Raw genomic sequence first — 22,002 nt, forward strand, 5'->3', positions numbered from 1 at the left:
ACGGACATCGACGACTCCCAACTAATACGCAATATGAGTTGTGGGGAGTATCTCGCTGGGATGTGATGAATGCAAGGGGAGAGTGGGGTGGGGTTGATCGTATGGGGGGATTTTACGATCGCGTTGCGCGTCCGCGGGCTCCCTACGCTTCGCTCCGGTCACCGCGCGGCTACAAGGCCCATGCTGCGCATGGTGGTGGGGCGTTGGATCGCCGCGTCGCAACACCCCAACCACTCGATTGCGCATATCAACCCCCTGCGCTAATCTGCCCGCACTTCATAAAAAAACGCGGTCGTCGTACGGCGATTGTATGGTGGTCATGCGTGACACCGGGGCTGCGTAACCTCATCGGAGGCGAATATGCGTTTTGTGCCGCAGAACGAGTTTTTCAATTCTTATAAATTGCCGGTGTCGCGGGTTCAGTGGGCCGCGCGTGGTGCGCAGCAGGGGGCGGCGACGGTCGGAGCGCCGCCGGCGTTGGTCCAGGCGATCGACGAGCTGGGGAAATTCTGCGCCGAATACGCGGTCAGCCGCAGCGCCTGGCGCGCGGCGAACAGCGCCAAGGCCAGCCCCGAGCTGATGGCGAGCGATTATGCCGTGGACCGCAGCTTCTCGAATTTCGCAGCGCGCGTGAAAATGGAGGCCGACGATTTCGCCGCCGACACCCCGCGCGGCAAGGCCGCCCGCGCCATGCTCGCCGGGCCGCTCAACGTCGAGGTCTTCTCGGTCACCAACGCCACCCGCGAGGAGGAAGAGTCGATGCTCGCCGTCATCGTCGGGGAAATCGAGGCCGACTATCTCAGCCAGGTAAGCACCTGCGGGCTCGACGCGCATTTCGACAAGCTCAAGGCCGACTACGACGCCTTTGTCACCGAGATGCACCGAAACCCCAACGCCGCCCCCGCCCCGACCACCGCCCAACTCCAGGCGCAGGCCGAGCATATCCGCTCGAAGATGATCGAGGTCATCCACCGCGCCAACGGCGCCTGGCCGACCCCGTCGGAGCAAGACGGCCTCAACCGCGCGCATGTGCTCGGCCCCTTCGCCATCCAAAACGATCGCGCCGCGGCGTATTATAAACGCAATCGTGGCACGACGCTGTCCGAGGTCGACCCGGAGACCGGCGAGGAAGTCCTCGAGGACGGCGCTGACCCAGCCACGCCCACGCCCCCGGTCGAGCCCGTCGACGCCGACGCGGGCGTCGTAGAACCGGTCTAGGCTGAACGACCTTTCAGGGGGTCCCCCCCAGACCTGGGTTCTGGAACCCTTGTCGGAGGGGGTACCCGACCCGCAAAGAGTTCTAGAACCCTTATCACGCCGCTCGAGTCGAGCCGCGAGGGTTCTAGAACTCTTTTTGTTGCGTGCGACCCCATTTCGAGGGGTTTGACCGGGTTCCGCGTTTCGGGTTGCCCGTCCGCGGGCTCCCTACGCTACGCTTCGGTCACCGCGCGGCTACAAGGCCCATGCTTCGCATGGTGGGGCGGCGCTCGATCGCCGCATTTCACCCATAACGTAGCGAGACCCCACCCACGGACGAAGCGAAGCGTAGTCCGGCCTTGTAGCCGGGGGTGAGTTCCCCCAAAGCCTAAAGATTACGGATGGTTAGAGGTTTGCGAAAAGCCCGAACGCACCGCGATGCAAGGAGCCCTCGGGGTTCGGGTTGGCGGCGCGATTCAAACAACGACGCCACGCGCACCCAAAGCTCCCCGATCGGCCCACCCCATCAAACCAACAACGTCAACAAAACCGGCGCCACCTTGCGCAACACCGGCCACACATCCTCGATAAACCACGCCAACGCATCCCCATCCGCCGCCAGACGAACCCGCCGCGCCGACAATACCACCTTCAGATTGCCCAGCTCGCTATAATCTGTGATCTCCGCGTCGGATAATTCACCTATCGAGCGTCCGGCGAGTAGCTGCTCCTGTGCCCGGTCCAGGCGGTTGATGGCCTCGTCCAACGCCGACTCGCCGAATGTATCGAGCGCCGATTCAACCCGCGACCGCGTCTCCGCGCCCACGCCCCGTAGGGATTCGAGCAGCGAATCCTTTTCCTCCTCTAGATCAACCGCCCCGTAGAGCTCCTCGCCCAATCGAATCATCCGTTTCAGCGTATCGTCCGCGTTCATCGTGTGTCCTTATTCTTCGATTTGGGCCAGGTCGTTTGCTGCTACCTTCATCGCCTGGGCCTTTCGCAATGCTTCGTCGCAGAGGGCCTGGTTGCCAGCTTTGCAGCGTTTGATGAGGGCCTCGAGGGTTTTGGCTTCTTGTTGCATGACCTCGCCGTGTTGGCGGGTGGTGGTTTTGAGGGTGGGGCAGCAGGCGGGTAGCAATATGACGCCTAATAAGCATCCGATTCGCCGCAAGGTATCGATATGTTGAGATGATTTTATCATAGTGGAATCGAGATGAATATTGCTGTGACTACTCTGCAGCCGCGCTTGTGTTGCTTTCGTTAAGTAGGTTTTTTGCGGCATTAAGCCAATCAAGATCTCCAGACTTACGATCTCCATTGATCGGAAGAACGTGGACATTTGAATCGTCCTCAAGACGAATTCGCCTGCAATAATCTACTTTGGCCTGTTGTAGGCTGCTTGGATTAGTAGAATGCGTGTAGTGAAAAATAACTAGCTTCTTATTGTGTTCATTAACAAGCGATCTAATCATGCCATTAATATGCCCATCATCCCCATTAAATCTGTATCCAACCGTTACAATTGCGTCAGATTCTAGATAGCTATCAAATAAGTTGACATACCTTCGCGACATACTGATCGATGTCAGTGGCTTTATTCCACTCTGGGTTAGCATGAATGGAACTAAAATGTGTGGGTCTTTAGATAGCTCTTCAAGGCTGTCGTACGACTTTACAAGGTTTAAGTAAGGATCATAAAAATCGTTTAAACTTCCATTAAGATGCTGTAGTATTACATCGTTTTTGTCAGTGTCGCTCTCGTTTAGAATACGAGTGATCAAACTGTTGTAGTTTGAAGTCCCAATGGCCTTAATATTAATGCCATACAACCCCGCTTCTTGGAGATCATGGTAATATCCAGTTTTGCTTTCTAAGCCTTCTTTGTTAAGTTTTTCAATGAAGTTGTTGATGTATCTTCTTACCGTAAATAGGAAGATTGAAATTCTAGTGAATTTGGCCCAATCATCTTTAGGGTTGTAAAGATACCTAAAATAGCTATCAATGAGTGACTGATAATCAAGCGAAGTTATAAGCAGTTCTTCAAGTAGATGTCTTGCAAACTCAGATAGTACATCGCTTGATGTTGACTTATCATCAAGAGAACTCGTAGGCGTGGCTAATATTAGTTCTAACGCGAATGCTCCGACTTGCGTCATGTCAAGTGTGAAAACCCCGCTGATATCATCAAATATAGGTAGGTTTTGTGGTACCTTTGTAAAAATCTGTTGATTTAATTCGTTAATGTGGTTTTTTCCGTGGGCGCCAATGAAAAGTTGGATAAATGCGGTTAAGTATTGCCGAAGTTTTTGGTTTGATCGGTCACACGCAAGGAACTTTAGTAATGCTGAGAAGTATTTGGTTCCAAAAAGCTTGGTGTTGGTATTGAGTGTAGTGTTTACTTGCACGAGTTGAGAGTAAAGAGTTGCGCCTGGTTTTTCTTTTGTTTTCTCTTGAAAGCTTGCATCAAACCTATCTCGATCTACTGGCCCATTTTTTAAGCAAGTCTCTGCATGAGAGTCAAAGTTTTCGAAAAAGTCAATAATTAGTGAGCGCTTACTCTCTAGGGTTGATTCTATAATAGAGCTAAACTGTGCTTTACCAAAAGCATGTATCCGTTTATCTGCATATTGTGGAGGGAGCCAGTTGCATGCATATGGGGAACCTTGATTAATCCCGTCGAGTAATTTCTTAAACTCACCTTTATCTTGTGATGTATCTTGCTTGAAAATATCTAGGGCAAAACGACCACCGAGTGGGAGGCCGTAAGAGGCATCTGCTCCAGCACCAAAAAAGAAGCCTATATTTAGATTGTTTGTCATGTTTATCCTAAGGTAAGGGTTTAATTTGCCGAGTTTATTAAGTGATTTCGAAAAATGAAGTTACGAGTCTATCCTCCCCCTCCCTCCCAGCAACTCCGGCAACAACACATCACGCACCTCCCCCAACGTCCGACTCTCATGGATATTCGCAACAATCCGGTCAAACATCGGTTGCACAACACGCCCAAAAGCCTCAACAATCTCAGCAGGTGCCACAGTGATTGAATATTTCGTCATATCCCCCCACTTAACCCGAGGCATTCGCGTGCCACCCGAGACGTTGGTGCAATAGTCGATAAATATCTGATCACTTAGTTGGCAAACCAAATAGCCATGCCAATGCGCATTTTTGGGAGTGACTATCTGAATGTCGGTCGATGAAATGCCATCGATCGGAGCAATGCCGACTTTGCGGAAATAGGGTCGAAGGCGACCGAAGAGTATCTGGCCTTTTTTGAAATGGTATTTGCGGCTTGTTACTTCGGCTGACGCTCCCCAAGCATCCAGCGCGATGGACGCTTCGGGCATATCGCCGAGGCCGATATAGGGTGTGTCTGGTGGGAGTGTGGTCGGATCGACGCCATCGGATATTTTCTTCATGACATCGCCGAGCTTTCCTATTTCCCACCCCTCCGGAATATCCCCCAACCGCTCCGGAAACAACGCCGCCGTCCCCGCATCAACTCCCACCGGCGCCTTGCCGCGTTGCTTGGCGCGCACCGGGTCGAAGTCGACGAACCAGGACTTGAACAGCGCCCGGGCCATCGCCTCGAGCGTGCGGTTCATCCTGCGGTTGAGGTCGATTTTGTCGTCGAGGGTGCCGAGGATGTTGGCAATACGCTTTTGATCTTGAATCGGGGGAATTCTGAACTCAAAATTGGGGATATCAGCACAGCGTAAACTATTGAAAACAGCACCGACATTTAAATATTTTGAAACTTGTCCCCACCAATTCGGACCTTGAGTTAGCCAACGAAGAAAGGGAGGAAAGATATGTGTGCCATCAGCCCGCAGGATGACAAGGTTTTGTCCCAGCGCGAACTTGTTATTGGTAGAGACCCATGCCGTTACTCCAGGGTTGCATCTACGCGAGAGAACTACATCAAAGTGTTGCGGATGAACCTTTTCAGTCCACTCAACGAAATGTTCTTGAGTGATCTGACGAGGGTTCGCGGAGAAATCAATACGCCCATTTTTCATCTGAGGTATTGCAATATAAGGATATCCTGTTTCGGCCTCCGGTGGAGTTTTGTGGATACAGTCAAAAAGTTCGACTCCGGCTTCTTGGAGAGATAAAGTCTTCCACTCAGATCCCATACCCAACCCCCCGCAAATTCTCCCGAATCCGCTCCTCCAACCGCACCGCCTCCTCAAACTGTCCCGCCAATATATCGGTCAACCGCTCCATTTTCTCCTCAAACGGCTCTTCATCCGACACGTCGACCTCTTCGATGCCGACATAACGCCCCGGCGTAAGCACATAATTATGCTCGGCGATCTCTTCGACCGTTGCCGATTTGCAATAGCCTTTGATGTCCTCGTAGGGCTCGGCTGGGGCGAGGGTCTGGTCGCCGCGCCAGGCGTGGTAGGTGTCGGCGATTTTTTGGATATCGGCGTCGGTGAGCTCGCGTTGGGTGCGTGAGATCATGGCGCCCATTTTGCGGGCGTCGATGAAGAGCACTTCGCCGCGGCGCTCGCGGAAGTTTTTGTCGGCTTTATTATTGGCCAAAAACCACAGGCAAACGGGGATCTGGGTGCTATAAAAAAGCTGGCCGGGGAGGGCGACCATGCAGTCGACCATATCGCGCTCGACCAGGCTCTGGCGGATGTCGCCTTCGCCCGAGGTCTGGGTGGACATCGAGCCGTTGGCCATGACGAAGCCGGCCATGCCGTTCGGGGCGAGGTGGTGGACGAAATGCTGAATCCAGGCGTAGTTGGCGTTATTGGCCGGGGGCTTGCCGTATTTCCAGCGGGCGTCGCCATCTAAACGGTCGGCGCCCCAATCGCTTGAGTTAAAGGGCGGGTTCGAGATGACGTAATCGGCCTTTAGATCCGGGTGCAGGTCATTATGAAATGTGTCGGCGTGCGCGCCGCCCAGGTTCGCGTCGATGCCGCGGATGGCCAGGTTCATCTTGGCGAGCCGCCAGGTCGTGGGGTTGGATTCCTGTCCGTAGACGCTGATGTCGCGGCGGCTTCCGCCGTGCTCTTCGATGAATTCCTCGCTTTGGACAAACATCCCGCCCGAGCCGCAGCAGGGGTCGTAGACGCGGCCGCCCCGGCCGTCGGCCGAATAGGGGGCGAGCATCTCGACCAGGGTGCGGACCACTGAGCGCGGGGTGTAGAATTGCCCGCCTTTTTTGCCCTCGGCGCTGGCGAATTCGCCCAGAAAATACTCGTAGACTCGCCCCAGGATATCGCGCGAGCGGTTGCGCGCGCCGCCCAGCCCGATCGTGCCGATCAGGTCGACCAGCTCGCCGAGCGTATGCTTGTCGAGCGCAGGACGGTTATATTGCTTGGGCAAGACGCCCTTGAGCGATTTATTATCGCGCTCGATGGAGAACATCGCCTCGTCGATAAGCTTGCCGATCGTGGGTCGTTTGGCGTTGGCCTGCAGGTAGGACCAGCGCGCGTCCGGCGGCACCCAAAAGGCATTCTTTGCGCGGTATTCGTCGCGGTCCTCCGGGTCGGCGTAGGGCTCATCTTGGAGGGCTTCGTGGACCTCCTCGAAGGCGTCCGAGATATATTTGAGGAACACCAGCCCAAGCACGACATGCTTATACTCGGCGGCGTCCATATTTTTGCGCAGCTTGTCGGCCGCCTGGAAGAGCTTTCGCTCGAAGTTGATGTCGCGGCCGTCCGATTTGTCGGGCTTCGGCGGCTTGGCCTTCGGCGAGGGCGCGCTGCCCGGCGCGCCGATTAGCCCCTGCAGCGCTTTGAGCTGCACGACCGTCGGCGTCTGCTCGCCGGCTTCCCACGCGCGCACATCCGATTCAGCGACGTCGAGCTTTTCGGCGAGTTGGGTGGGGGAGAGTTCGAGGGCCTTACGGCCGGAGGCGATCCAATTGGCTACATCTGTCATACGAAATCACTGCTTGAAGTTGTGGCTGCCCGCCAGATTGCGAGGGATCTTGATTGAGTAGGAGGTTAGGGCGTGAAGGGGTAGGGAAGCAAGTGCAATTATGGGGTTTTATGATCGTATGGCGACCCGTTGCGAGCGAGGCGTCCGCACGATTGCTTTGTGATATCTTTTCCGTTCAAGAAACTATTGGCCAACGCGGTGCTCCCCACTGTCGCTTCGCGATATCTCCCCCGAAGCGGAGAAATGCTATGGGTTCTTTGTGGCGACTCGGGTTTACGGGGTATTGGATTTTTGAATCCATTGGTTGACCGTGGGCATTGATCTTGAAGTCGCTCTGGATCTCGACGTAGGCGTCGGGGCTGCCGCCGCGTGAGAGGGGGACGGCGTTGTTGATGAGGACGTCGAGGGTCTGGGATTTAAGGACTTTTTTGAACGTGGTGACGCTGTCCGGGTCGGTGATATCGAGTTGGAGGATCGCGAAAGTGATGAATAAATACTTCTCGACGATGCCAAAGACTTCGTTTCTGGAGTAGAAATCAACGACTCCTCAAGTTGGCGATGAGCACTTGGTTCGGTTATCTTTTGGGCTCCATAGCGCGCGCGGGTTGGCGCGATTACTCACGAGAGCGATAGAGCGAGAGGCTAATGATGAAGCATCCGAATAGATATGCTGCGCGCCTTCGATTCCTCATCGTCATGGGATTTCTCGGCGTATTTGTGTCGGGTTGCGGGGGCTCGATGGGCACCCTTGAGAACGAGCGGGCAGACTCGATCGAGGCCTTCGACGAAGATTTGGACGTGTTTTATAAAGGGGCCGACGATCCTGGCATTTGGCGCGTGGCGCTGGGGGACGGGTCCAAAGAGAAGCTTTTTGATAAAAAATATTCGCTGATCGATGTGTCGCTGGCGCGCGATATTTGGGTGTTCAACGACTCTGATCTCAACTTCTATATGCAGCGCCCCGGCGACCGAAATCCCGAGAAGTTTAAGGCGTTTGAGGGGTTATTAGGACAGGCGGCGATTGCGCCGGATGCGTCTCGGGTTGCGCTGACGCGCATTCGCCATCTCGACGGTCCCACCAACGAGATGGGCGACAGCCGAATCTATTTTGTCGACCTGAATGACCTGAAGATCACGAAGATCGAGACACCGATACGCTCGTGGATGACGCAACTTTCCTGGAGCCGAGACGGGCGCTCGCTGATTGTCGGTACCTTCGACCAAGAGCTGTGGCGGGTCGACCCGAGCAGCGGCGCGTCGACTGAGGTCGCAGACCCGCAAGAGCTCGTCGGGCAATACCATCCCAAGGCCGGCGGCTCTGCGCAGACGACGTGCCCCGGCGAGGGGGGCGCGACCCTGGTGCAGAGTGAGTGGGGGGCGGACGAGGGCATCGCCCTTGAGCTTGCCGACGGGACAAGCTCGCCGCTTGTGACCATCTCGGGGCGTGAGCGCGGGTTCCACGATTATCAGGCCACGGTGTCGACTTTCTTCTTTACGCCATCCTGCAAAAACGTCGTCTTCGCCTATGATACCCGCGTCTGGATCGTTAGCGTTGAGACCCTGCTTGCGTATGAGATCACGGCGGGTCGCTATCCGTTTCTGTTGTGAAAGCCCATATATTGCCAATGGGGTAGCTCCTTTCGGTTCAATTCATCTATCATAAAACCCGTGCCATTCTTTGGGGGGCGTAAATATCTGTTGATAGCGCGAGCGTCCGGCGGGTGAGAGACCGTAGAAATAGGCGTCCCACTCCTCCATATAGGCTTCGCCGTAGCCCATCCGCCAGCCTATTGAGGCGCGGTGGAGCTCGGGATATTTCTCCCAAGGCGGCGGCAGCGGCCGGTTCAACGAGTCAAACTCGCCTGACTCGCCGAGGCGGTCGCGTTCCTGCATCCATAGCTTTCCGAGCATATTTTTTTTGCCGCCCCAGAAGTCGCCGGTCTTGGCATGTTGCTTCAGGCGAGCGGGGGCGGTGATGAGGAGGACGGCCCGGACGTCGGCGTTTTGCCGGGCCTTGGCGCTGAGCGCTTTTCGCATCACTCCGACCTTTATCTTGTGCCAGTCAGGGCGTTGATCGCGGCGGTGCTGGTGGGCGATACGTCTGGCCTCGTCGGGCGTCTCGGCGCGAATGATGGCGTAGCGAAGTTTTGCATCCTTGAACTTCGCTGTCTGGAAATAATGCTCGGCTGTCTGCCAACTCATGCCGTCGATATAGACTTGGTGGCGCGAGGCGTTTGATAAGCAGCCGAACGGGTCTTCAGGGTTTAAGAAGTAGATGCTTTCGACGGGCATTTCTTATCTCCGGCTCTGGGTTGGCATAGGCGCCCGATAATGGCGCAACGGCGTCGAACGGGCCAGTCGAATCGTTGCCTGGGGCGCTGTTAGATGATCGCGATACGGTAGCAAATGACAGTCGAGGCTTGAAAGCAACCGCACGGTTCGCGAGCAGCTCGGAGGTGACGCCGCGCTGTGCGACGCGCATCTGGCGGCGGCGATGGGGTTTGAGGGGTGAGTGGTCGCGGACCCGGCGCCGGTGGCGAAGGCTTGTCGGTGGCTCAGTCTTCGTAAAGGCGGGGGGAGTACGCTATTGAGGTATTATGGTATGAAGAAATTCTATTTATAAGCCACGTTAACGGAGCCGGTACCATGTCGAAATTAAAGACGAGACAGTCAGTGATGTTGGGTGTTCTCATATCGGTTCTCGTGGCCGCGGGATGCGCCGATGACTCCAACTCGAAGACGCGCTCGGACGCCGGACAGGATGCGCATTCTCTCCAAGATGTGACTTCCGAAGAGGACAGCATTTCTGACGAGGATGCCGCGGAGCGGGACGCGGCCGGGCAGGACGCGGCCGACGGCGAGTCGCAAGTCCCGGATACATCGGGCGCGGTCATCGACGGGTGTCAGATATTTCCGGCCGATAATCCCTGGAATCAGGACATCTCCAGCCTCCCGTTGCACCCGCGCGGCGCTCAGATACTCGCCGAGATGAACCCGACGAAAACACTTCACCCGGACTGGGGAGATTGGTCGACGAATCATTACGGGATTCCGTGGGTCAGCGGCACCGGGGCGCCTGCTGCGCCGATCACCTGGACGGCATCTTGGGGACCATCGGAGAGTGACCCCAAACCCTGCGCGGGCGGCGATTTTTGCTATCCGATCCCGCCCGACGCACCCATTGAGGGCGGCCCCGACGCCGACAGCAACGCCGACCGTCATGTGCTCTTTCTGGACACCGCTGGCGCGCCGAATAATTGCACGCTCTATGAACTCTATATGGCGCAAAATTACGCCGACGGACATTGGACCGCCGGCAACGGCGCCATCTTTGATCTCGGCAGCAACGCGCTTCGCCCCGCCGGCTGGACCAGCGCGGACGCCGCCGGCCTGCCCATCCTCCCGGGTCTGGTGCGCGTCGAAGAAGTGCTCGCCGGCGAGATAAAACACGCGATGCGGTTCACGGTCAGGCGCAGCGCGAAGGCGTATATTCCGCCGGCGACCCACGCCGCCGGGCGCGACGGAACGGATCTTCCGCCGATGGGTCTTCGCGTGCGCCTGCGCGCCGATTATCCCGTCGAGAGCGCCACTCCCCACGCTCAGGTCATCCTGCGGGCCATGCAAACCTATGGGTTAATCCTGGCCGACAACGGCAGCGATTGGTTTATCACAGGCGATAGCGACGACCGCTGGGAGCCGCTGATGGATGACGTTATTGGTGGGTTGCGCCAGGTTCGGGGCAGTGATTTCGAGGTCGTGGATACCGGGGAGGCGGTCCCGCAATAGGTTTGTTTGGGGGGAACGTGATTGACGACACCGACCCCTGTTTTGAAGAAACTTCTTCAAACAGAAAATAATTTATGCGCGTCCGTGAGGTGAGGGCCTTGTGGCGATGTTATCCTGTTGTTTTAACAGGGCTTTTTGGCGAGCTTGAGTCAAGGTCTAGGCGGCTTATGGTGAGATATTTGTCCAGGCACGCAACAAATCCGTCTGTTTTGTCGAAAACTATATTGGCGAGTTTTGAGAGGTCGCCGGATCGCTCGAGAGAGCTCAACGAAACTGATGATTTATGGAGGTTGTGATGGGTATCAAGATTGGTGAAGAGGAGCAGGGCGCGGGTGGGGATAATGTGCTGGAGTTTATCGCGGGGCAGCCGGACTATGTGGAGGTTGGGCGCGGTGATTTTTGCGTGGTGACCGTGAATTGGAAGGATGGCTCGGGGGTGGTGCATCGCTTCGAGACGATGGCGGAGGCGAAGGCGCAGCACGAGCGGAATGTCGCTCGGGATAGGCCGTTGGTGGGGATTGGTCGGCCGAATTGAGTATCTAGTTCTCCACAAGACATGCTGCATCGCACCCAAAAGGCTCCACGCGTCGACATCTTTGACGCGCGGAGCCTTCTTTTTTGTTGCGCGGAGCGTTCGGTTCGTCCCGGGCGGGCGGATGGGGCATTATTGGCGTTGCAAAACCCGCGAGTATTTCAGCGGTCGAGGGAGTTGGTCGCTGCTGATGGTGACCGAGAGGAGCAGGGATTTGCCGCCGTCGCGCAGGGTGTAGACGTTTTCGCGCGTGCCGTCATCGTTCTTAAATACCTGGACGATGCGCTGGCCGTCGAGCTTCTGAGATAGGCGGACGATGTGTCCGTCGTCATCTTCCCAATTGATGAACGCGCCGTTTTTTGGCGACGTGGTGTCGGGGTGTCCCTTGCAGTTGAGGGTTATGGTGTCGGCGGCGAAGGCGACGTGCAAGTTGGCGCATGGCTCGGTTGACTCGATGAGCGCGGAGCGGGCGAATGAGCGCTTATAGAAGGCCATGTCGTCGACGAGCTCTTCAATAACCTGGGCGATCGCGGCGCGGTCTTTTTTTAGGTTCCTGGTGCTGACATAGGTGCCGGCGAATTGGGCCTGGACGGTCTGGCCGGCGGGGGGCTGGGCCAGCGCGATGGTCGGGGTCCCCAGGCAGAATATGACAAACAACAAGAGCGCTCGGGTTTTCATGGTGGCCTCATTATCTTTGCTGGCGTGACCACTGGCTGATCCGTGGTCGACGCAGTGGTGCAGTGTGGTGGTTGCAAAGATTGAATGTAGGCACGGTCTGGATGCTGCCGAGCGCTCAGGTGTTTACCAGGGGATGCGGTTTCCGTTCCATTCGATGAATTGGCCGCTGTCGTTCATGTCGGCTTTGTCGATGCGTTCGATCAGGTTTGAGATGCTGGTCTCGGGGGTGATGAGGCCGTTGGGGCCGCCCATATCGGTTTGGACCCAGCCGGGGTGGACGACGAACGCGATGAAGCCCTCGGGGCGCAGGTCGATGGCCAGCGAGCGGGTGGCGATGTTGAGGGCGGCTTTGGACATGCGGTAGGCGTAGGATCCGCCGCCGCTATTGTCGCCGATCGAGCCCATCTTTGAGCTGATATTGACGATCTTTTTGCCCTTGCCGCGGCGCAGCGCGGGCATGGCAGCCTCGATGACCCGCAGCGTGCCGATGGCGTTGATGGCGAAGTCTCCCTGAATCTCGTCGAAGTCGAAGTCGTTGGGTGAGCCGCCGCGCGAGAGGCGCCCGGCGTTATTGATCAGCACGTCGACGTTGTCGTTCTCGAGGGACTTCGCCAGCGCGGCGACGCTGTCGGGGTCGGTGATGTCGAGGGCGTGAACCGCCTCGAGGTGCTCGGAGGAGTCGGCGAGTTGGGTGAGTTCGTCGGCTTTGTCGGGGTTTCGGCAGGCGGCGATGACCTGGTCGCCGCGCGCGATGAGCTGGCGAGTGAATTCGAGGCCGAGGCCGCGATTTGCTCCGGTGATGAGGTATTTCATGATTTCCTTTTTGATGTTCTAGGGGAGATTAATAGCGCAGGCGCGCTCCGGGCGGTGAATTGTGCGTATGTTGTTGTGTCGGGGTTTATATGTATGGATTGCGTCGAGTTAATTCAAGGCGCTCGTAGCTCGTCGCAATGGATGGGCAATTGGCGAGTGATCATTTTCGAAATGCATCCCGGTGACGAAGGGTTTAAGGTAGCGTCGCAGGTGACGCCGTGTTGGCAGGTGTGATGAGCTAAGGAGGTATCGAGCATGTCGAAATCAAAGGGCGAAAAGCCCGTTAGCAAGCGTCAGAAGAAGAAGATCGTTGAGGCGGGGTTAAGGGAGCTGAAGAATAAGCCCGGCTGGGATATTGAGGCGTTTCGAAGTCGCTCGCCGCAGGAGGCGTTGCGGGATTTCGAGCAGGATTTTCGGGGCAACCGGGTCTTCGCGAAGTCGGAGCAGTGCGGGGATTGCTTGGAGGTGCGGGAGCAACTTGGGGATGACACCGCGCTTTGCGACGTGCATTTGGCGGCGGCGATGGGTTTTGATGGGTGAGTGTTTAGAAGTAGAGGCTCAGCGTGAGGCGCGCGTTTAGGGGCGGGCCGGCGGTGGTTGTGAGGACGGGGATTTCGCTGGCCGGGGCGCCGGGTTGCCAGTGGCTGGCGTAGTGGTATTCGCCCTCGCGCAGGCGTTGATTGAGCAGGTTTTCGACCTCGAGATCCAGGCGCAGCCAATCCCAGTGATAGCCGACGGTGAGGTCGGTCATGAGCAGTGTTGCGCCGGTGGCGCCGTGGGGGAGCGTGCGCGGGGCGACGGCCAGGGCGCGCAGTCCGGCGCGAAAGCCGCTGGGGTGTGTTGCGATGGCGCGCGCGCCGGCGGTGAGCCAGGGGGCGAGCGGGACGGGGTTGCCGGACTCGGTAAAGCGTGCGTCGACGTAGGTGATATCGGCGCGCAGGCTCAGCCAGGAGAGCGGGTCGGAGTAGAGGACGAGTTCGGCGCCGAGGCGGCGGGTGCCGTTGAGCTCGAGGTTGACGCCGGAGACGTGGTCGAAGATGGACTCGCGCTCGATGAAGGTCGCGAAGCCGGCGAGGCTCAGGCCGAACCAGTCTTTGGGGTTCCAGCGGGTGCCGAGTTCAAAGGCGTCGGAGACGGTGTTGGCGGGGTCACCTCCATCGTAGATCTCGTCGCCGATGCCGGATTGGGCGGGCTTAAATGTGGAGAAGGCGCGGGCTTCGGGCGAGCGCAAGCCGCGACCGTAGGCGGCGAAGAGTTGCCAGAATTCGCGTGCCTGCCAGCGTGCTGTGAGGCGCGGGGAGACTGCCAGGAGTTGGTCGTCGGATTGGGGCGTGTCGGCGAGGTGGTCGCGCAGGTCGAAATGAACGAGGTCGAGGCGCGCGCCGGTGTTGAGTTGAAGCGCGTGGTGGGGTTGCCATTGGAGGCCGGCGAGGGCGTGGGCGTTGAGCTGGACACCTTCGAGGTCACGGCGGCGAGCGACGGTTTCGAGGGAGTCGTCGACGTTGTCTTCGTGCTGGGCGAAGAGGTCGGCGCGCGCGCCGACGCCGGTCGCGATGGCAAGTTGGTCGAGGAGTTGGGCGCGGTGGTTGGCGAGGAGGCCGAAGGAGTAGGTGTCCTGGAATTGGGCGCGGCGGTCGCTGTTGACGGGGTCGATGAGGTAGCCAGTGAAGTTCTCGAGGAGTTCGAGGCGGCGATAGGCGGCGTAGGTGTTTATCGAGAGCGCGTCGCGTTGATAATTAAGGGCCAAGAGGGCGCGGGCGCTGCTGCCTTCGCCGAGGGGGTCGTAGGTATCATAGAAGCCGACGCGGCCGGCGTTGACGTCATCGTTTCGCAGCGCGCCGGGCAGGTCGAAGTTGGCGTAGCCGCCCAGGGCGATCAGGTCGAGGTAGTGCGAGTCAGTGGAGCCTGGGAGGCGGGTCTTTGCGTTCACGGTGGCGCGGTCGATGGAGCGGTTTTGTCCGAAGCTATCGTCGTGGGTCGCCTCGACGCCGACGAATTGTTCGCCGCGACCATCTATCGGTGAATAGCCGGCAAAGACGCGGTGTCTATTGGTGCTCCCAATCGAGTATGTCGCTCGCCAGCCCCGGTCCTGGGTTGGGACGCCGAGTTGATAGTCGGCTGAGCCGGCCATGGCGAAGAGGCCCTGGTTGAGGGTGAATGGTCCTTTGGTGACGCTGACGTTTCGGATGACTTCGGGGATGATGATGCCGAGGTCGAGGTAGCCCTGGGCGTGGATGTTAGACCATTCGTTGAGGGGGATCCCGTCGAGGGTGATCTCGAGGTCGGCGCCGTGGATGGCGTCGAAGCCGCGCATGAAGAATTGGTGGCCTTTGCCTTCGCTGCCGTGTTGAACCAGCGTGAGGCCGGGGACCTGGCGCAGGAGCTCTTCGGCGTTTCGGTGGGGGGAGGCGGCGATCTCGCGCGCGCTGATCTGGGTGGATGAGGCGGTTTGGGGCGCGGGGGCGGCGGTGGTCGTGGTGACCGCGACGACGTCAGCGCCGGCCCACGTGAGCTCGATGAGGAGGGGGGCTTGGCGCTCATCCCCGGCGATGGTGACTTGAATCGGGTGGTAGTCCGGGGCGGTGACGCTCAGGGTGAGCGGGCCGTCGGGGAGGGCGTCGAGGTAGAAGTGTCCCGAGTCATCGGTGGAGGTCGCGAGGCCGCGGCCATCCACGCGCACCTCGGCGCCTGGGACGCCGTAGTCGTCTAGCTCGGCCTCGACGACGCGCCCTGAGATCGCGGCGGTGGTTTGTGCGTAGGCGAGGAGTGGCGTGGTTAACCATAGGCAGACGACGGCGGCAAAGCTAAGCTTTGCCGCCGTCGTTGCTTGCGCTGTGAGCGGACTAATCACTGGGGCTCGTCGTATTAATTTGGCGAGGTGTGGGCGTGGCAGTGGCCTTCGCCGTCGACGTGGCCGACCGATTGGCTCTGGGCGCTGAGGAAGGCCCAGAGGTTATCGATGCCGCCCTGGCTGCCGGGGTCGTAGCTGCCGAGGTCTGCGGCTTCGAGTTCGGCCTGGGTGATATTGCCGTCATCATCCGCGTCGGCGTCGGCGAGGGCTTGGAAGACGAGGCGCGGGGTCTCGGAGACGAGGCTGTCGGCGAAGAGATGGTCGGCGTGGACGGTGATCTCGAAGGTGGCGTTGGCGTCGTCTTCGACGGTCGTGGAGGTCTCGCAGTCGGCGTAATGGGTGGTCTCTTCGAATTTGAAGTCGAAGGCTTTGGTGACGTCGCCCTTGGTGGCGGTGCCGGCTAATTTGATGCGGGTGATGGCGTAGCTTGGCTTGTCATGGGTGCCGACGGGGACGCTGGCGGTTGCGAGTGTGTGGCCGCTTCCGCTGGTCTGACCGACGATGTCGATGGGATCCGGGGTGGGGATGGCGACGCCGCCGACGTTGACCTGGTCGATGCTGACGACGAAGTGGTCGAAGCTGACGGCCCAGCCGTCGTCCATCTGGTCGGCGGGGATGCCGTCTTCGATAAACTCTTCGCCGTAGACCTTCACGGTGAGGGTTCCCTCTTCGACGTTGGTATTGTCGTCGTCGTCGCCGCAGGCGGTGATGGCGGCGAGGCTCAGGGAGAGGGCGAGGAAGATAAGGAGTGTTTTGGTGTTCATGGGACTACTCTTGGTAATAGACAATATAGTGTTCAGCTAATTGAAAGGTGCGGCGAAATAAATTGTATGCGTCGGCGGAGTCGTCCAGGCTCTGTGGGCCAAGGTTGGCGAGTCCGTCGGGATTGGTCTGTAGTCTGTCGAAGTCGATTCCGTCAAAGATAGTGTCAAGTTCGACGGGATCTTCGGTGAGCAGCTGTATGGCCAGGCTGCCGGTGGCGTGTTCGTCGATATGCGCCTGGAAGCCGGTCGACGTGCCGTCGGCGCGCGTGAGGGGGGCGCCGATGAGGTCGCGGTTGTCGTGGGAGTCCAGGACGATAGTGAATGAGGTGGAGGTGCCGTTGCGAGTTGCGGTACCCGAGATGATCGCGGTGTGGCCGGCCAGGGGATCGTCGGGGTCGAGGTGCTCTTCGGAGGCGCGGGCGAAGGTGAAGTTTGCGCCTCGGTAGGTGCCTGCGAGGAGGGTGGCGAGGCCGAGTTGTTGGCCGTCGTCTTCGAAGAAGTCGACGACGAATTCGCCGGGGAGTTCTCCGGTGACCTCACCGCCGCCGAAGTGGCCGGGGTGTGCGTGGGCGGTGGGGAGCAATGCGCGCGAGAGCGTCTGCCAGACCGAGTGGGCGTGGGTCTCGTTGGTGTGAAGTTCACCAGCGATGGTGAAGGCGAGGTTCTTGAAGGCCATGCGGGCATCGGTGACCTCGATTTGGTAGCCGAGGTCGGTGGTGACGGCCTTGAGTCCGCCGGCGTCGACGACAACGGGAAGTTCGACGCGGGGGGCCTCGGTGGGCTCATTGCATGCGGCGAGGAGAATGAGCAGGGCGGTGAGGATGATTGTTGTGCGTGTGTTCATGGGGCGGCGGTGGTGTTGCGGTGGAGTGGCTGAAGTGGCGGCTTGAGCGTCGAGGTCGCCGATGGCCGAGCATCATAGTCATTGGGGTTTGGAGTGCAATGGGGCAGATTGTCGCAGCCGTGGCTGCTGGTGCTCTAAATTGAGCGTGCCTATGAGTTGACAGCGACGTGGCAGGACGCGGCTCATAAGCATTGAGGAGCGAATGAAGCTGGGCGCATGATGTCTGCTACACAAAGGCCCCGTCGACTGAGTCGACGGGGCCTTTATTGTGGGTGATGAAGGCAGGGGGTTATCTCAAATTGAAGCGCATTAGGATGGCGCTGTCGTCGTAGCCTTCGGCGGGGCGCAGGGCCTCAAATCCCATCTTCGTCCAGAAGGTGTCGGCGCCCTGGACGGCGACCAGGGTGACCTGGGCGTAGCCGGCGGCGTCGGCGGCGTCGAGGAGGGTGTTGAGCAGTGAGCGGCCGATGCCGCGGCCGCCATAATTTGGGTCGACGGCCATATCGTGCAGGTGGATGGCGTCGGCGTTTGGCGGGAGGGTTTTGATAATATGGTTGAGGCCGGGGCTCTGGTCTGCGGGCCAGGGGTGGGCGAAGAGGTAGCCGAGGCAATCGGGTTGCTCGCGGGCGGCGAAGGCAAAGTCCGGGGCGAGCTGGAGTCGACTGTTTAGGGCGTCGATGGACTCAATGAGTTCGGGGCCGTAGGCGAGTCGTTGGATGCGGTCGACCTGGGGAAGATCGGCGGGAGTGATGTTGGAGATGAGCATTTTTTTTACACTGTTTTCGGGATGTAGGGCGCGGTTGGAGTGCGGCCGTCAAGATGGGGATGAACTGCGATAAATGAGGTCACGCTGGCGATCTGCGGGCGTGTCTTGGAGTCAACGGCGGTTGCCCGGGTTTTGTTCCTGGTGGTGAATTAATAGAGCCCGCGCGTGGGACGCGCGGGCTGTTTGCTCATGTCGGTAGGAATGTCGACGCGGGCTTATGCCGGTGGCGCCGGATCGGAAGATGGCGTGTGGTCGTCCAAGAATGTTGGGTCGTAGACCTCTAGGAGTTGGCTGAGGCCTTGGGCGAAGTCTTCGGCGGTGCCGTCGATTCCGCGGCGAATCCAGAAGCCTACTGCGGATTTGACGACATTGCCGTCGAAGTTGCCGTCGAAGCCGCGGTCATAGAAGTACTCAATGGGGGCGTCGCGGTTGTCGATGAATTCGGGGTTCATGAAGACGAAGTATTTTTCATAATAATAGTCTGGCATGCCCGCGCCCTTGAGGTGCTCGTTAACCTCGGCTTGTTGGGCCTTCCAATAGTCGGGGTTCGCCTTTAGCTTTTGATAGGTGGCCCAATAGGTGCGGGCGAGGGGCTGAAGTCCGTTGAGATAGGTGTTGTGGGTGGCCTGCTTGAATGCCTCGTTTTGGGCGGCGGGGATGGCCCAGTTGGCGATGCCGCGAACGAAGTCGGGGTCGTAGTGGCCGAAGCTGGTCTTGGAGTCGTGGGAAAGTTGGCCGTTCTGGTGCGGGCCTTTTAGGAAGATGGGTTTTCCCCAGATGGTTTCGACCTGGTCGAAGGTGGCGAATTCCATCAGATGGCAATAGGTCGAGAGCATGCCGCCGCCCGGAAAATAGTCAAACGGTCGTTCACAATTATCCTGAGAGTCCATGAGGTCGACCCACGCGCGGGTTGCCAGCTTGGCGAGGATGGCGTTGTTGTTTTGGGCTGCGCTTTGCTCGGTGGTCAACGCTTGGGTGGCTTCGGCCGGGGAGTCGGGCGTCGAGGTGCAGCTCGCCAGCAAGAGCGTCGCGGCGGCGGATGCGGTGATTGCCAGGCGGGTAAGGCTGGGCGTTGAGAGCGTCAATAGGGGGCGTTTGGGGATCATTGAAGGGCCTTGGTGGTGAGAAATTAAATTAATAAAATCGTGTCGAATCGTGGCCGAGAGGCGGCTTCGTCAGCGGGCGAACTGCGTCATGGGCTCCTATAAAAGAGATAATATGCCGGGCGACGATCTTTTGTCACCTGCTAGTTCTGGCAGAGGGAGCATGTCGGCGTGGGTGCTCGCAGAGCTTGATGGTGGCGTTGTATCTGGGAGACAGGGTGTCGGTTCGCCGCAGTCATTAAGGTGGCGAACTCGACAAAAGTTGGCTATTCATGTGGTTCTTATCTATGCGTGAATAACTAAGTTCTTATCTGAAGCGGTTAAAGTATATGTCGAATTCAAAACAGGCTCTGTTGGCAAAAATTATCGGTATTTTGTGCATCGCCTTCGGCCTGGCGATGGGGTCGGGGTGCAGCGACTCGGGCGCGGACTCTGGAGTCGGCGACGCGCAGTCGGATGTGTCGCCGGTGGGTGATGCGGAGGCGGATTCGAGCCCGCAGGCGACCTGTGAGGATGGTGTTAAAAATGGCAGCGAGACGGGCGTGGATTGCGGGGGCGGGGAGTGCCCCGCGTGCTCCCAGGGGCTGGGCTGCGCGGTCGCTCAGGATTGCGAGAGCGGTGTGTGCGAAGAGGGTGTGTGCGCGCCGGTTTCGTGCGAGGTGAGCGGGTGCTCGCGCGCAGGTGAGACGTGTTATCATGGGGCGTGCGTGCGCGCGTGCGCGACCGCTGGGGACTGCGGCGAGACCGCGGTCTTTGCGTGTACCGACGGCGCGTGTGTGGATTCGTGCGAGGCGGTGAGCTGCGGGGAAGATGAGTTTTGTTTTGGCGGGGAGTGCCAGCCCCGTTGTGTGAGCAATAATGAGTGCCTTCAATTGAAGGGATATCTTTCGTGCGTCGAGGGCAAATGCCAGGCCCCCTGCGAGGGCGTTGTTTGCGAGGCGGGATCGCAGTGCTACCGAGGCGAATGCTACCCGGCATGCGATCCGAACGCCTGGGAAGAAGAGTGTGAAGGTTCGACGCGCTGCATCCAGGAGAAGATCTGTGTGCCGACCGACTGCAGCCTGGTCAACTGCGGCATGAACGAGTCCTGCTATGATGGGCGCTGCATCGGAGGGTGATGCATGAGGGTCGCGCGGGTGGGTCGCCCGCGCGCAGGTGTCATTGCCGCGTGTAGATCCAATAGTGAAACTCACCGCTTCCAGGGCTGAACTTTTTGGTGAGTTTGTAGTTCGCCTCAAAGCGAGGGTCGGCGACGAGCTTGGGGTAGAAGCCGTATTCGCGGCGCGGCTTTAGTGTGCGGTTGCTCTTGCTGTGGACGGCGATCATCTTAGGTTTGAGCGTGATGACCCAATTGACATAGATCGACATATCCTTGTCCATCTCGTCGCTGGTGTAGCGCCAACTGTTGAGACAAAATGGGTCGGCGATTTGGGCGTCTGTGTGGAAGGGGGCGATGCCGGCGTCGCCAATAACAAACCAATCCTCGGGTCCCAGTCGCGCGTCGACCCACTTGCCGAGTTCGGCCCGCAGCGCCATACGCTTGGCATATTTGGCGCTATAGTCTTTTAGATATTTATTCTCGTTGGGGAGTTCGCCCTGCCAGATCAATACGGTGAACAGAAATAAGAGGGCGGCTGCGCGGGTCGGGATGGCTCCCCACGCGTGTTTGACCCAACTCAGCGCGGAGACGCTTGCGAGGATGCTCAGGGCGGCGAATGCAACCATCGCCAGGCGCATCTCGTATGCAACGATCGTATCGGCGCCGTAGAGCAACACGGCATAGGCGAGTACCAGCGCGAAGAGCGCGGTGGCGCGGATATCTATTTTGCGCCAGGGAAATACAAGGGCCAGGAGGACCAGCAAAAATGCGTCGTCCCAATACCAGCCAAGCAGCGTCCATGGGCTGCCCGGGGCGTTAGCTTTGCAATAATAGGTGTTGGGTAAGAAGCGGCCGAAATATTGCCATCGCCATGCGAAATAGACGGTGTAGGGGAGCACGAAGGTCCCAGTTAATACGGTGATGGCCTGAACGATGGGTTTGAGGTTTTCGGTTGCGCCGGCTCTGTTTTTGAGAAGTCGCGTCGCGCCGACCGCGACGAGCGAGCCGAGGACAATGATTCCGAAGATGGGGCCTTCGAGGCGTGTGAGTGCGGCTAAGAAGAGTGCGCCGCCGCATAGCGCGAAGAATACCGACGAGTCATGACGCTGCGCTAATGTCCATCGGGGCGCATCCGGGTCGGACTCGGCGCGGGGGGGGCGAATGCCAATCTGGGCGGATTCGCAGCCCACCATAAATAACCAGATCGCGGTGAGGCCCAGGCATAAATAGAGCGCGGTCTCCATGCCGCTGACTGCCCAGAGTGTGGTTCCGCGGTAGCCGGTGAGTAGTGCGGTTGGAAGAAGAGCGCCCAGTGGGCCGACCCAGCGTCGGGCGATTGCAAATGTGAGCATACACGTCAGCACCAGGGATGCTACGCCCACCAATTTTACCACGAAGACCGGGTCCAATCCTGATTTATAACTCGCCGCGCCGATCAGAACGTATAAAAAATTTGAATAGCCCTCGACCGGAAAGTCACCGGGGTTCCACATCAATCCCTTGCCGGCGGCCATATTTCGTGCGTAGCGCAGGGTGATATAGGCGTCATCGGTTGTGAAAGTCCAAGCATTGCCGATTAGAATATAGAGTCGGTAGAGGAGCCAAGCGGCCAATAGGGCGGTCGTGCCCCAGAGTAGAGCTAACTTGGTTTTGTTTTGTTTTGTTTTGTTT

At 58.6% G+C, this 22,002-nt stretch carries 20 protein-coding genes; 6 read left to right on the forward strand and 14 right to left on the reverse strand.

All coding sequences use genetic code 11. The features are described from left to right. Positions 1-360 precede the first annotated feature (360 nt). Positions 361-1,218, forward strand: a complete 858-nt coding sequence (locus tag DN745_RS04135; RefSeq protein ID WP_111332430.1) for a hypothetical protein — start codon at positions 361-363, stop codon at positions 1,216-1,218. A gap of 505 nt (positions 1,219-1,723) precedes the next feature. Here the strand turns inward: DN745_RS04135 and DN745_RS04140 are convergent. The 5 genes from DN745_RS04140 to DN745_RS04155 form a co-directional block, all read right to left on the reverse strand. Continuing rightward, complete coding sequence (locus tag DN745_RS04140) at positions 1,724-2,131, reverse strand: hypothetical protein (protein WP_111332432.1); 408 nt, start codon at positions 2,129-2,131, stop codon at positions 1,724-1,726. Between the two features lie 9 nt (positions 2,132-2,140). Continuing rightward, a complete protein-coding gene (locus tag DN745_RS19195; RefSeq protein ID WP_162687440.1) occupies positions 2,141-2,278 on the reverse strand; it encodes a hypothetical protein in 138 nt (45 codons plus the stop codon). Positions 2,279-2,426: 148 nt separating this feature from the next. Beyond that, positions 2,427-4,016 (reverse strand): hypothetical protein, encoded by a 1,590-nt coding sequence (locus DN745_RS19200; RefSeq protein WP_133621749.1) that lies wholly within the window; start codon positions 4,014-4,016, stop codon positions 2,427-2,429. Between the two features lie 60 nt (positions 4,017-4,076). Continuing rightward, positions 4,077-5,333: a restriction endonuclease subunit S gene (locus tag DN745_RS04150; protein WP_111332436.1), complete on the reverse strand. Its 1,257-nt coding sequence runs from the start codon at positions 5,331-5,333 to the stop codon at positions 4,077-4,079. Further along, entirely contained in the window at positions 5,323-7,095 is a 1,773-nt protein-coding gene (locus DN745_RS04155) for an N-6 DNA methylase (RefSeq protein ID WP_111332438.1), read from the reverse strand. The genes DN745_RS04150 and DN745_RS04155 overlap by 11 nt, the downstream gene beginning before the upstream one ends. 645 nt (positions 7,096-7,740) lie before the next feature. Here DN745_RS04155 and DN745_RS04160 point away from each other — a divergent pair. Further along, positions 7,741-8,703, forward strand: a complete 963-nt coding sequence (locus tag DN745_RS04160) for a hypothetical protein (protein WP_111332440.1) — start codon at positions 7,741-7,743, stop codon at positions 8,701-8,703. A 42-nt stretch (positions 8,704-8,745) separates the two neighbouring features. On the opposite strand, the gene DN745_RS04165 is transcribed toward DN745_RS04160, so the two are convergent. After that, positions 8,746-9,387 (reverse strand): NADAR family protein, encoded by a 642-nt coding sequence (locus DN745_RS04165; protein WP_111332442.1) that lies wholly within the window; start codon positions 9,385-9,387, stop codon positions 8,746-8,748. Between the two features lie 354 nt (positions 9,388-9,741). Between DN745_RS04165 and DN745_RS04170 the strand changes: the two genes are divergently transcribed. Together DN745_RS04170 and DN745_RS04175 are read left to right on the forward strand one after the other, a co-directional pair. Further along, on the forward strand, positions 9,742-10,881 hold the full coding sequence (locus DN745_RS04170; protein WP_133621750.1) for a hypothetical protein: 1,140 nt from the start codon (positions 9,742-9,744) through the stop codon (positions 10,879-10,881). Positions 10,882-11,176: 295 nt separating this feature from the next. Continuing rightward, positions 11,177-11,416 (forward strand): hypothetical protein, encoded by a 240-nt coding sequence (locus DN745_RS04175; protein ID WP_133621751.1) that lies wholly within the window; start codon positions 11,177-11,179, stop codon positions 11,414-11,416. Positions 11,417-11,545: 129 nt separating this feature from the next. Here the strand turns inward: DN745_RS04175 and DN745_RS04180 are convergent, their stop codons facing one another. Together DN745_RS04180 and DN745_RS04185 are read right to left on the reverse strand one after the other, a co-directional pair. After that, positions 11,546-12,091, reverse strand: a complete 546-nt coding sequence (locus DN745_RS04180) for a hypothetical protein (protein ID WP_111332447.1) — start codon at positions 12,089-12,091, stop codon at positions 11,546-11,548. A 123-nt stretch (positions 12,092-12,214) separates the two neighbouring features. After that, positions 12,215-12,904, reverse strand: a complete 690-nt coding sequence (locus tag DN745_RS04185) for an SDR family oxidoreductase (protein ID WP_204355086.1) — start codon at positions 12,902-12,904, stop codon at positions 12,215-12,217. 255 nt (positions 12,905-13,159) lie between these two features. On the opposite strand from DN745_RS04185, the gene DN745_RS04190 reads away from it, so the two are divergent. Then, positions 13,160-13,444: a hypothetical protein gene (locus DN745_RS04190; RefSeq protein WP_111332451.1), complete on the forward strand. Its 285-nt coding sequence runs from the start codon at positions 13,160-13,162 to the stop codon at positions 13,442-13,444. Positions 13,445-13,448: 4 nt separating this feature from the next. Here the strand turns inward: DN745_RS04190 and DN745_RS04195 are convergent, their stop codons facing one another. The 5 genes from DN745_RS04195 to DN745_RS04215 all read right to left on the reverse strand — a co-directional run bounded on the left by DN745_RS04195 (position 13,449) and on the right by DN745_RS04215 (position 19,235). Then, positions 13,449-15,755, reverse strand: coding sequence for a TonB-dependent receptor (locus DN745_RS04195; protein WP_111332453.1), 2,307 nt, complete (start codon positions 15,753-15,755; stop codon positions 13,449-13,451). 14 nt (positions 15,756-15,769) lie between these two features. Continuing rightward, positions 15,770-16,519, reverse strand: a complete 750-nt coding sequence (locus DN745_RS04200) for a hypothetical protein (protein ID WP_111332454.1) — start codon at positions 16,517-16,519, stop codon at positions 15,770-15,772. A 4-nt stretch (positions 16,520-16,523) separates the two neighbouring features. Beyond that, the gene (locus DN745_RS04205; protein WP_111332456.1) at positions 16,524-17,363 is read right to left on the reverse strand and encodes a hypothetical protein; all 840 of its coding nucleotides are present in this window, start codon (positions 17,361-17,363) and stop codon (positions 16,524-16,526) included. Between the two features lie 289 nt (positions 17,364-17,652). Then, entirely contained in the window at positions 17,653-18,129 is a 477-nt protein-coding gene (locus DN745_RS04210) for a GNAT family N-acetyltransferase (protein WP_111332458.1), read from the reverse strand. Positions 18,130-18,344: 215 nt separating this feature from the next. Next, entirely contained in the window at positions 18,345-19,235 is an 891-nt protein-coding gene (locus tag DN745_RS04215; protein WP_111332459.1) for a hypothetical protein, read from the reverse strand. A gap of 326 nt (positions 19,236-19,561) precedes the next feature. Between DN745_RS04215 and DN745_RS04220 the strand changes: the two genes are divergently transcribed. Beyond that, positions 19,562-20,350 carry a hypothetical protein gene (locus tag DN745_RS04220; protein ID WP_111332461.1) on the forward strand — a complete coding sequence of 263 codons (789 nt, stop codon included), beginning with the start codon at positions 19,562-19,564 and terminating at the stop codon, positions 20,348-20,350. A gap of 40 nt (positions 20,351-20,390) precedes the next feature. On the opposite strand, the gene DN745_RS04225 is transcribed toward DN745_RS04220, so the two are convergent. Continuing rightward, positions 20,391-21,944, reverse strand: a complete 1,554-nt coding sequence (locus DN745_RS04225) for a hypothetical protein (RefSeq protein ID WP_111332463.1) — start codon at positions 21,942-21,944, stop codon at positions 20,391-20,393. Positions 21,945-22,002: the final 58 nt, after the last annotated feature.

The organism is Bradymonas sediminis, from assembly GCF_003258315.1.
Taxonomy (GTDB): domain Bacteria; phylum Myxococcota_A; class Bradymonadia; order Bradymonadales; family Bradymonadaceae; genus Bradymonas; species Bradymonas sediminis.

Excerpts from the sequence above, each read along its gene's own strand:
- DN745_RS04180 (WP_111332447.1), bottom strand. The coding sequence starts at position 12,091 with ATGAAAACCCGAGCGCTCTTGTTGTTTGTCATATTCTGCCTGGGGACC.
- DN745_RS04200 (WP_111332454.1), bottom strand. The coding sequence starts at position 16,519 with ATGAACACCAAAACACTCCTTATCTTCCTCGCCCTCTCCCTGAGCCTC.
- DN745_RS04165 (WP_111332442.1), bottom strand. The coding sequence starts at position 9,387 with ATGCCCGTCGAAAGCATCTACTTCTTAAACCCTGAAGACCCGTTCGGC.
- DN745_RS04170 (WP_133621750.1), top strand. The coding sequence starts at position 9,742 with ATGTCGAAATTAAAGACGAGACAGTCAGTGATGTTGGGTGTTCTCATA.
- DN745_RS04220 (WP_111332461.1), top strand. The coding sequence starts at position 19,562 with ATGTCGAATTCAAAACAGGCTCTGTTGGCAAAAATTATCGGTATTTTG.
- DN745_RS04140 (WP_111332432.1), bottom strand. The coding sequence starts at position 2,131 with ATGAACGCGGACGATACGCTGAAACGGATGATTCGATTGGGCGAGGAG.
- DN745_RS04210 (WP_111332458.1), bottom strand. The coding sequence starts at position 18,129 with ATGCTCATCTCCAACATCACTCCCGCCGATCTTCCCCAGGTCGACCGC.
- DN745_RS19200 (WP_133621749.1), bottom strand. The coding sequence starts at position 4,016 with ATGACAAACAATCTAAATATAGGCTTCTTTTTTGGTGCTGGAGCAGAT.
- DN745_RS04155 (WP_111332438.1), bottom strand. The coding sequence starts at position 7,095 with ATGACAGATGTAGCCAATTGGATCGCCTCCGGCCGTAAGGCCCTCGAA.
- DN745_RS04205 (WP_111332456.1), bottom strand. The coding sequence starts at position 17,363 with ATGAACACACGCACAACAATCATCCTCACCGCCCTGCTCATTCTCCTC.
- DN745_RS04185 (WP_204355086.1), bottom strand. The coding sequence starts at position 12,904 with ATGAAATACCTCATCACCGGAGCAAATCGCGGCCTCGGCCTCGAATTC.
- DN745_RS04160 (WP_111332440.1), top strand. The coding sequence starts at position 7,741 with ATGATGAAGCATCCGAATAGATATGCTGCGCGCCTTCGATTCCTCATC.
- DN745_RS04150 (WP_111332436.1), bottom strand. The coding sequence starts at position 5,333 with ATGGGATCTGAGTGGAAGACTTTATCTCTCCAAGAAGCCGGAGTCGAA.
- DN745_RS04175 (WP_133621751.1), top strand. The coding sequence starts at position 11,177 with ATGGGTATCAAGATTGGTGAAGAGGAGCAGGGCGCGGGTGGGGATAAT.
- DN745_RS04215 (WP_111332459.1), bottom strand. The coding sequence starts at position 19,235 with ATGATCCCCAAACGCCCCCTATTGACGCTCTCAACGCCCAGCCTTACC.
- DN745_RS04190 (WP_111332451.1), top strand. The coding sequence starts at position 13,160 with ATGTCGAAATCAAAGGGCGAAAAGCCCGTTAGCAAGCGTCAGAAGAAG.
- DN745_RS19195 (WP_162687440.1), bottom strand. The coding sequence starts at position 2,278 with ATGCAACAAGAAGCCAAAACCCTCGAGGCCCTCATCAAACGCTGCAAA.
- DN745_RS04135 (WP_111332430.1), top strand. The coding sequence starts at position 361 with ATGCGTTTTGTGCCGCAGAACGAGTTTTTCAATTCTTATAAATTGCCG.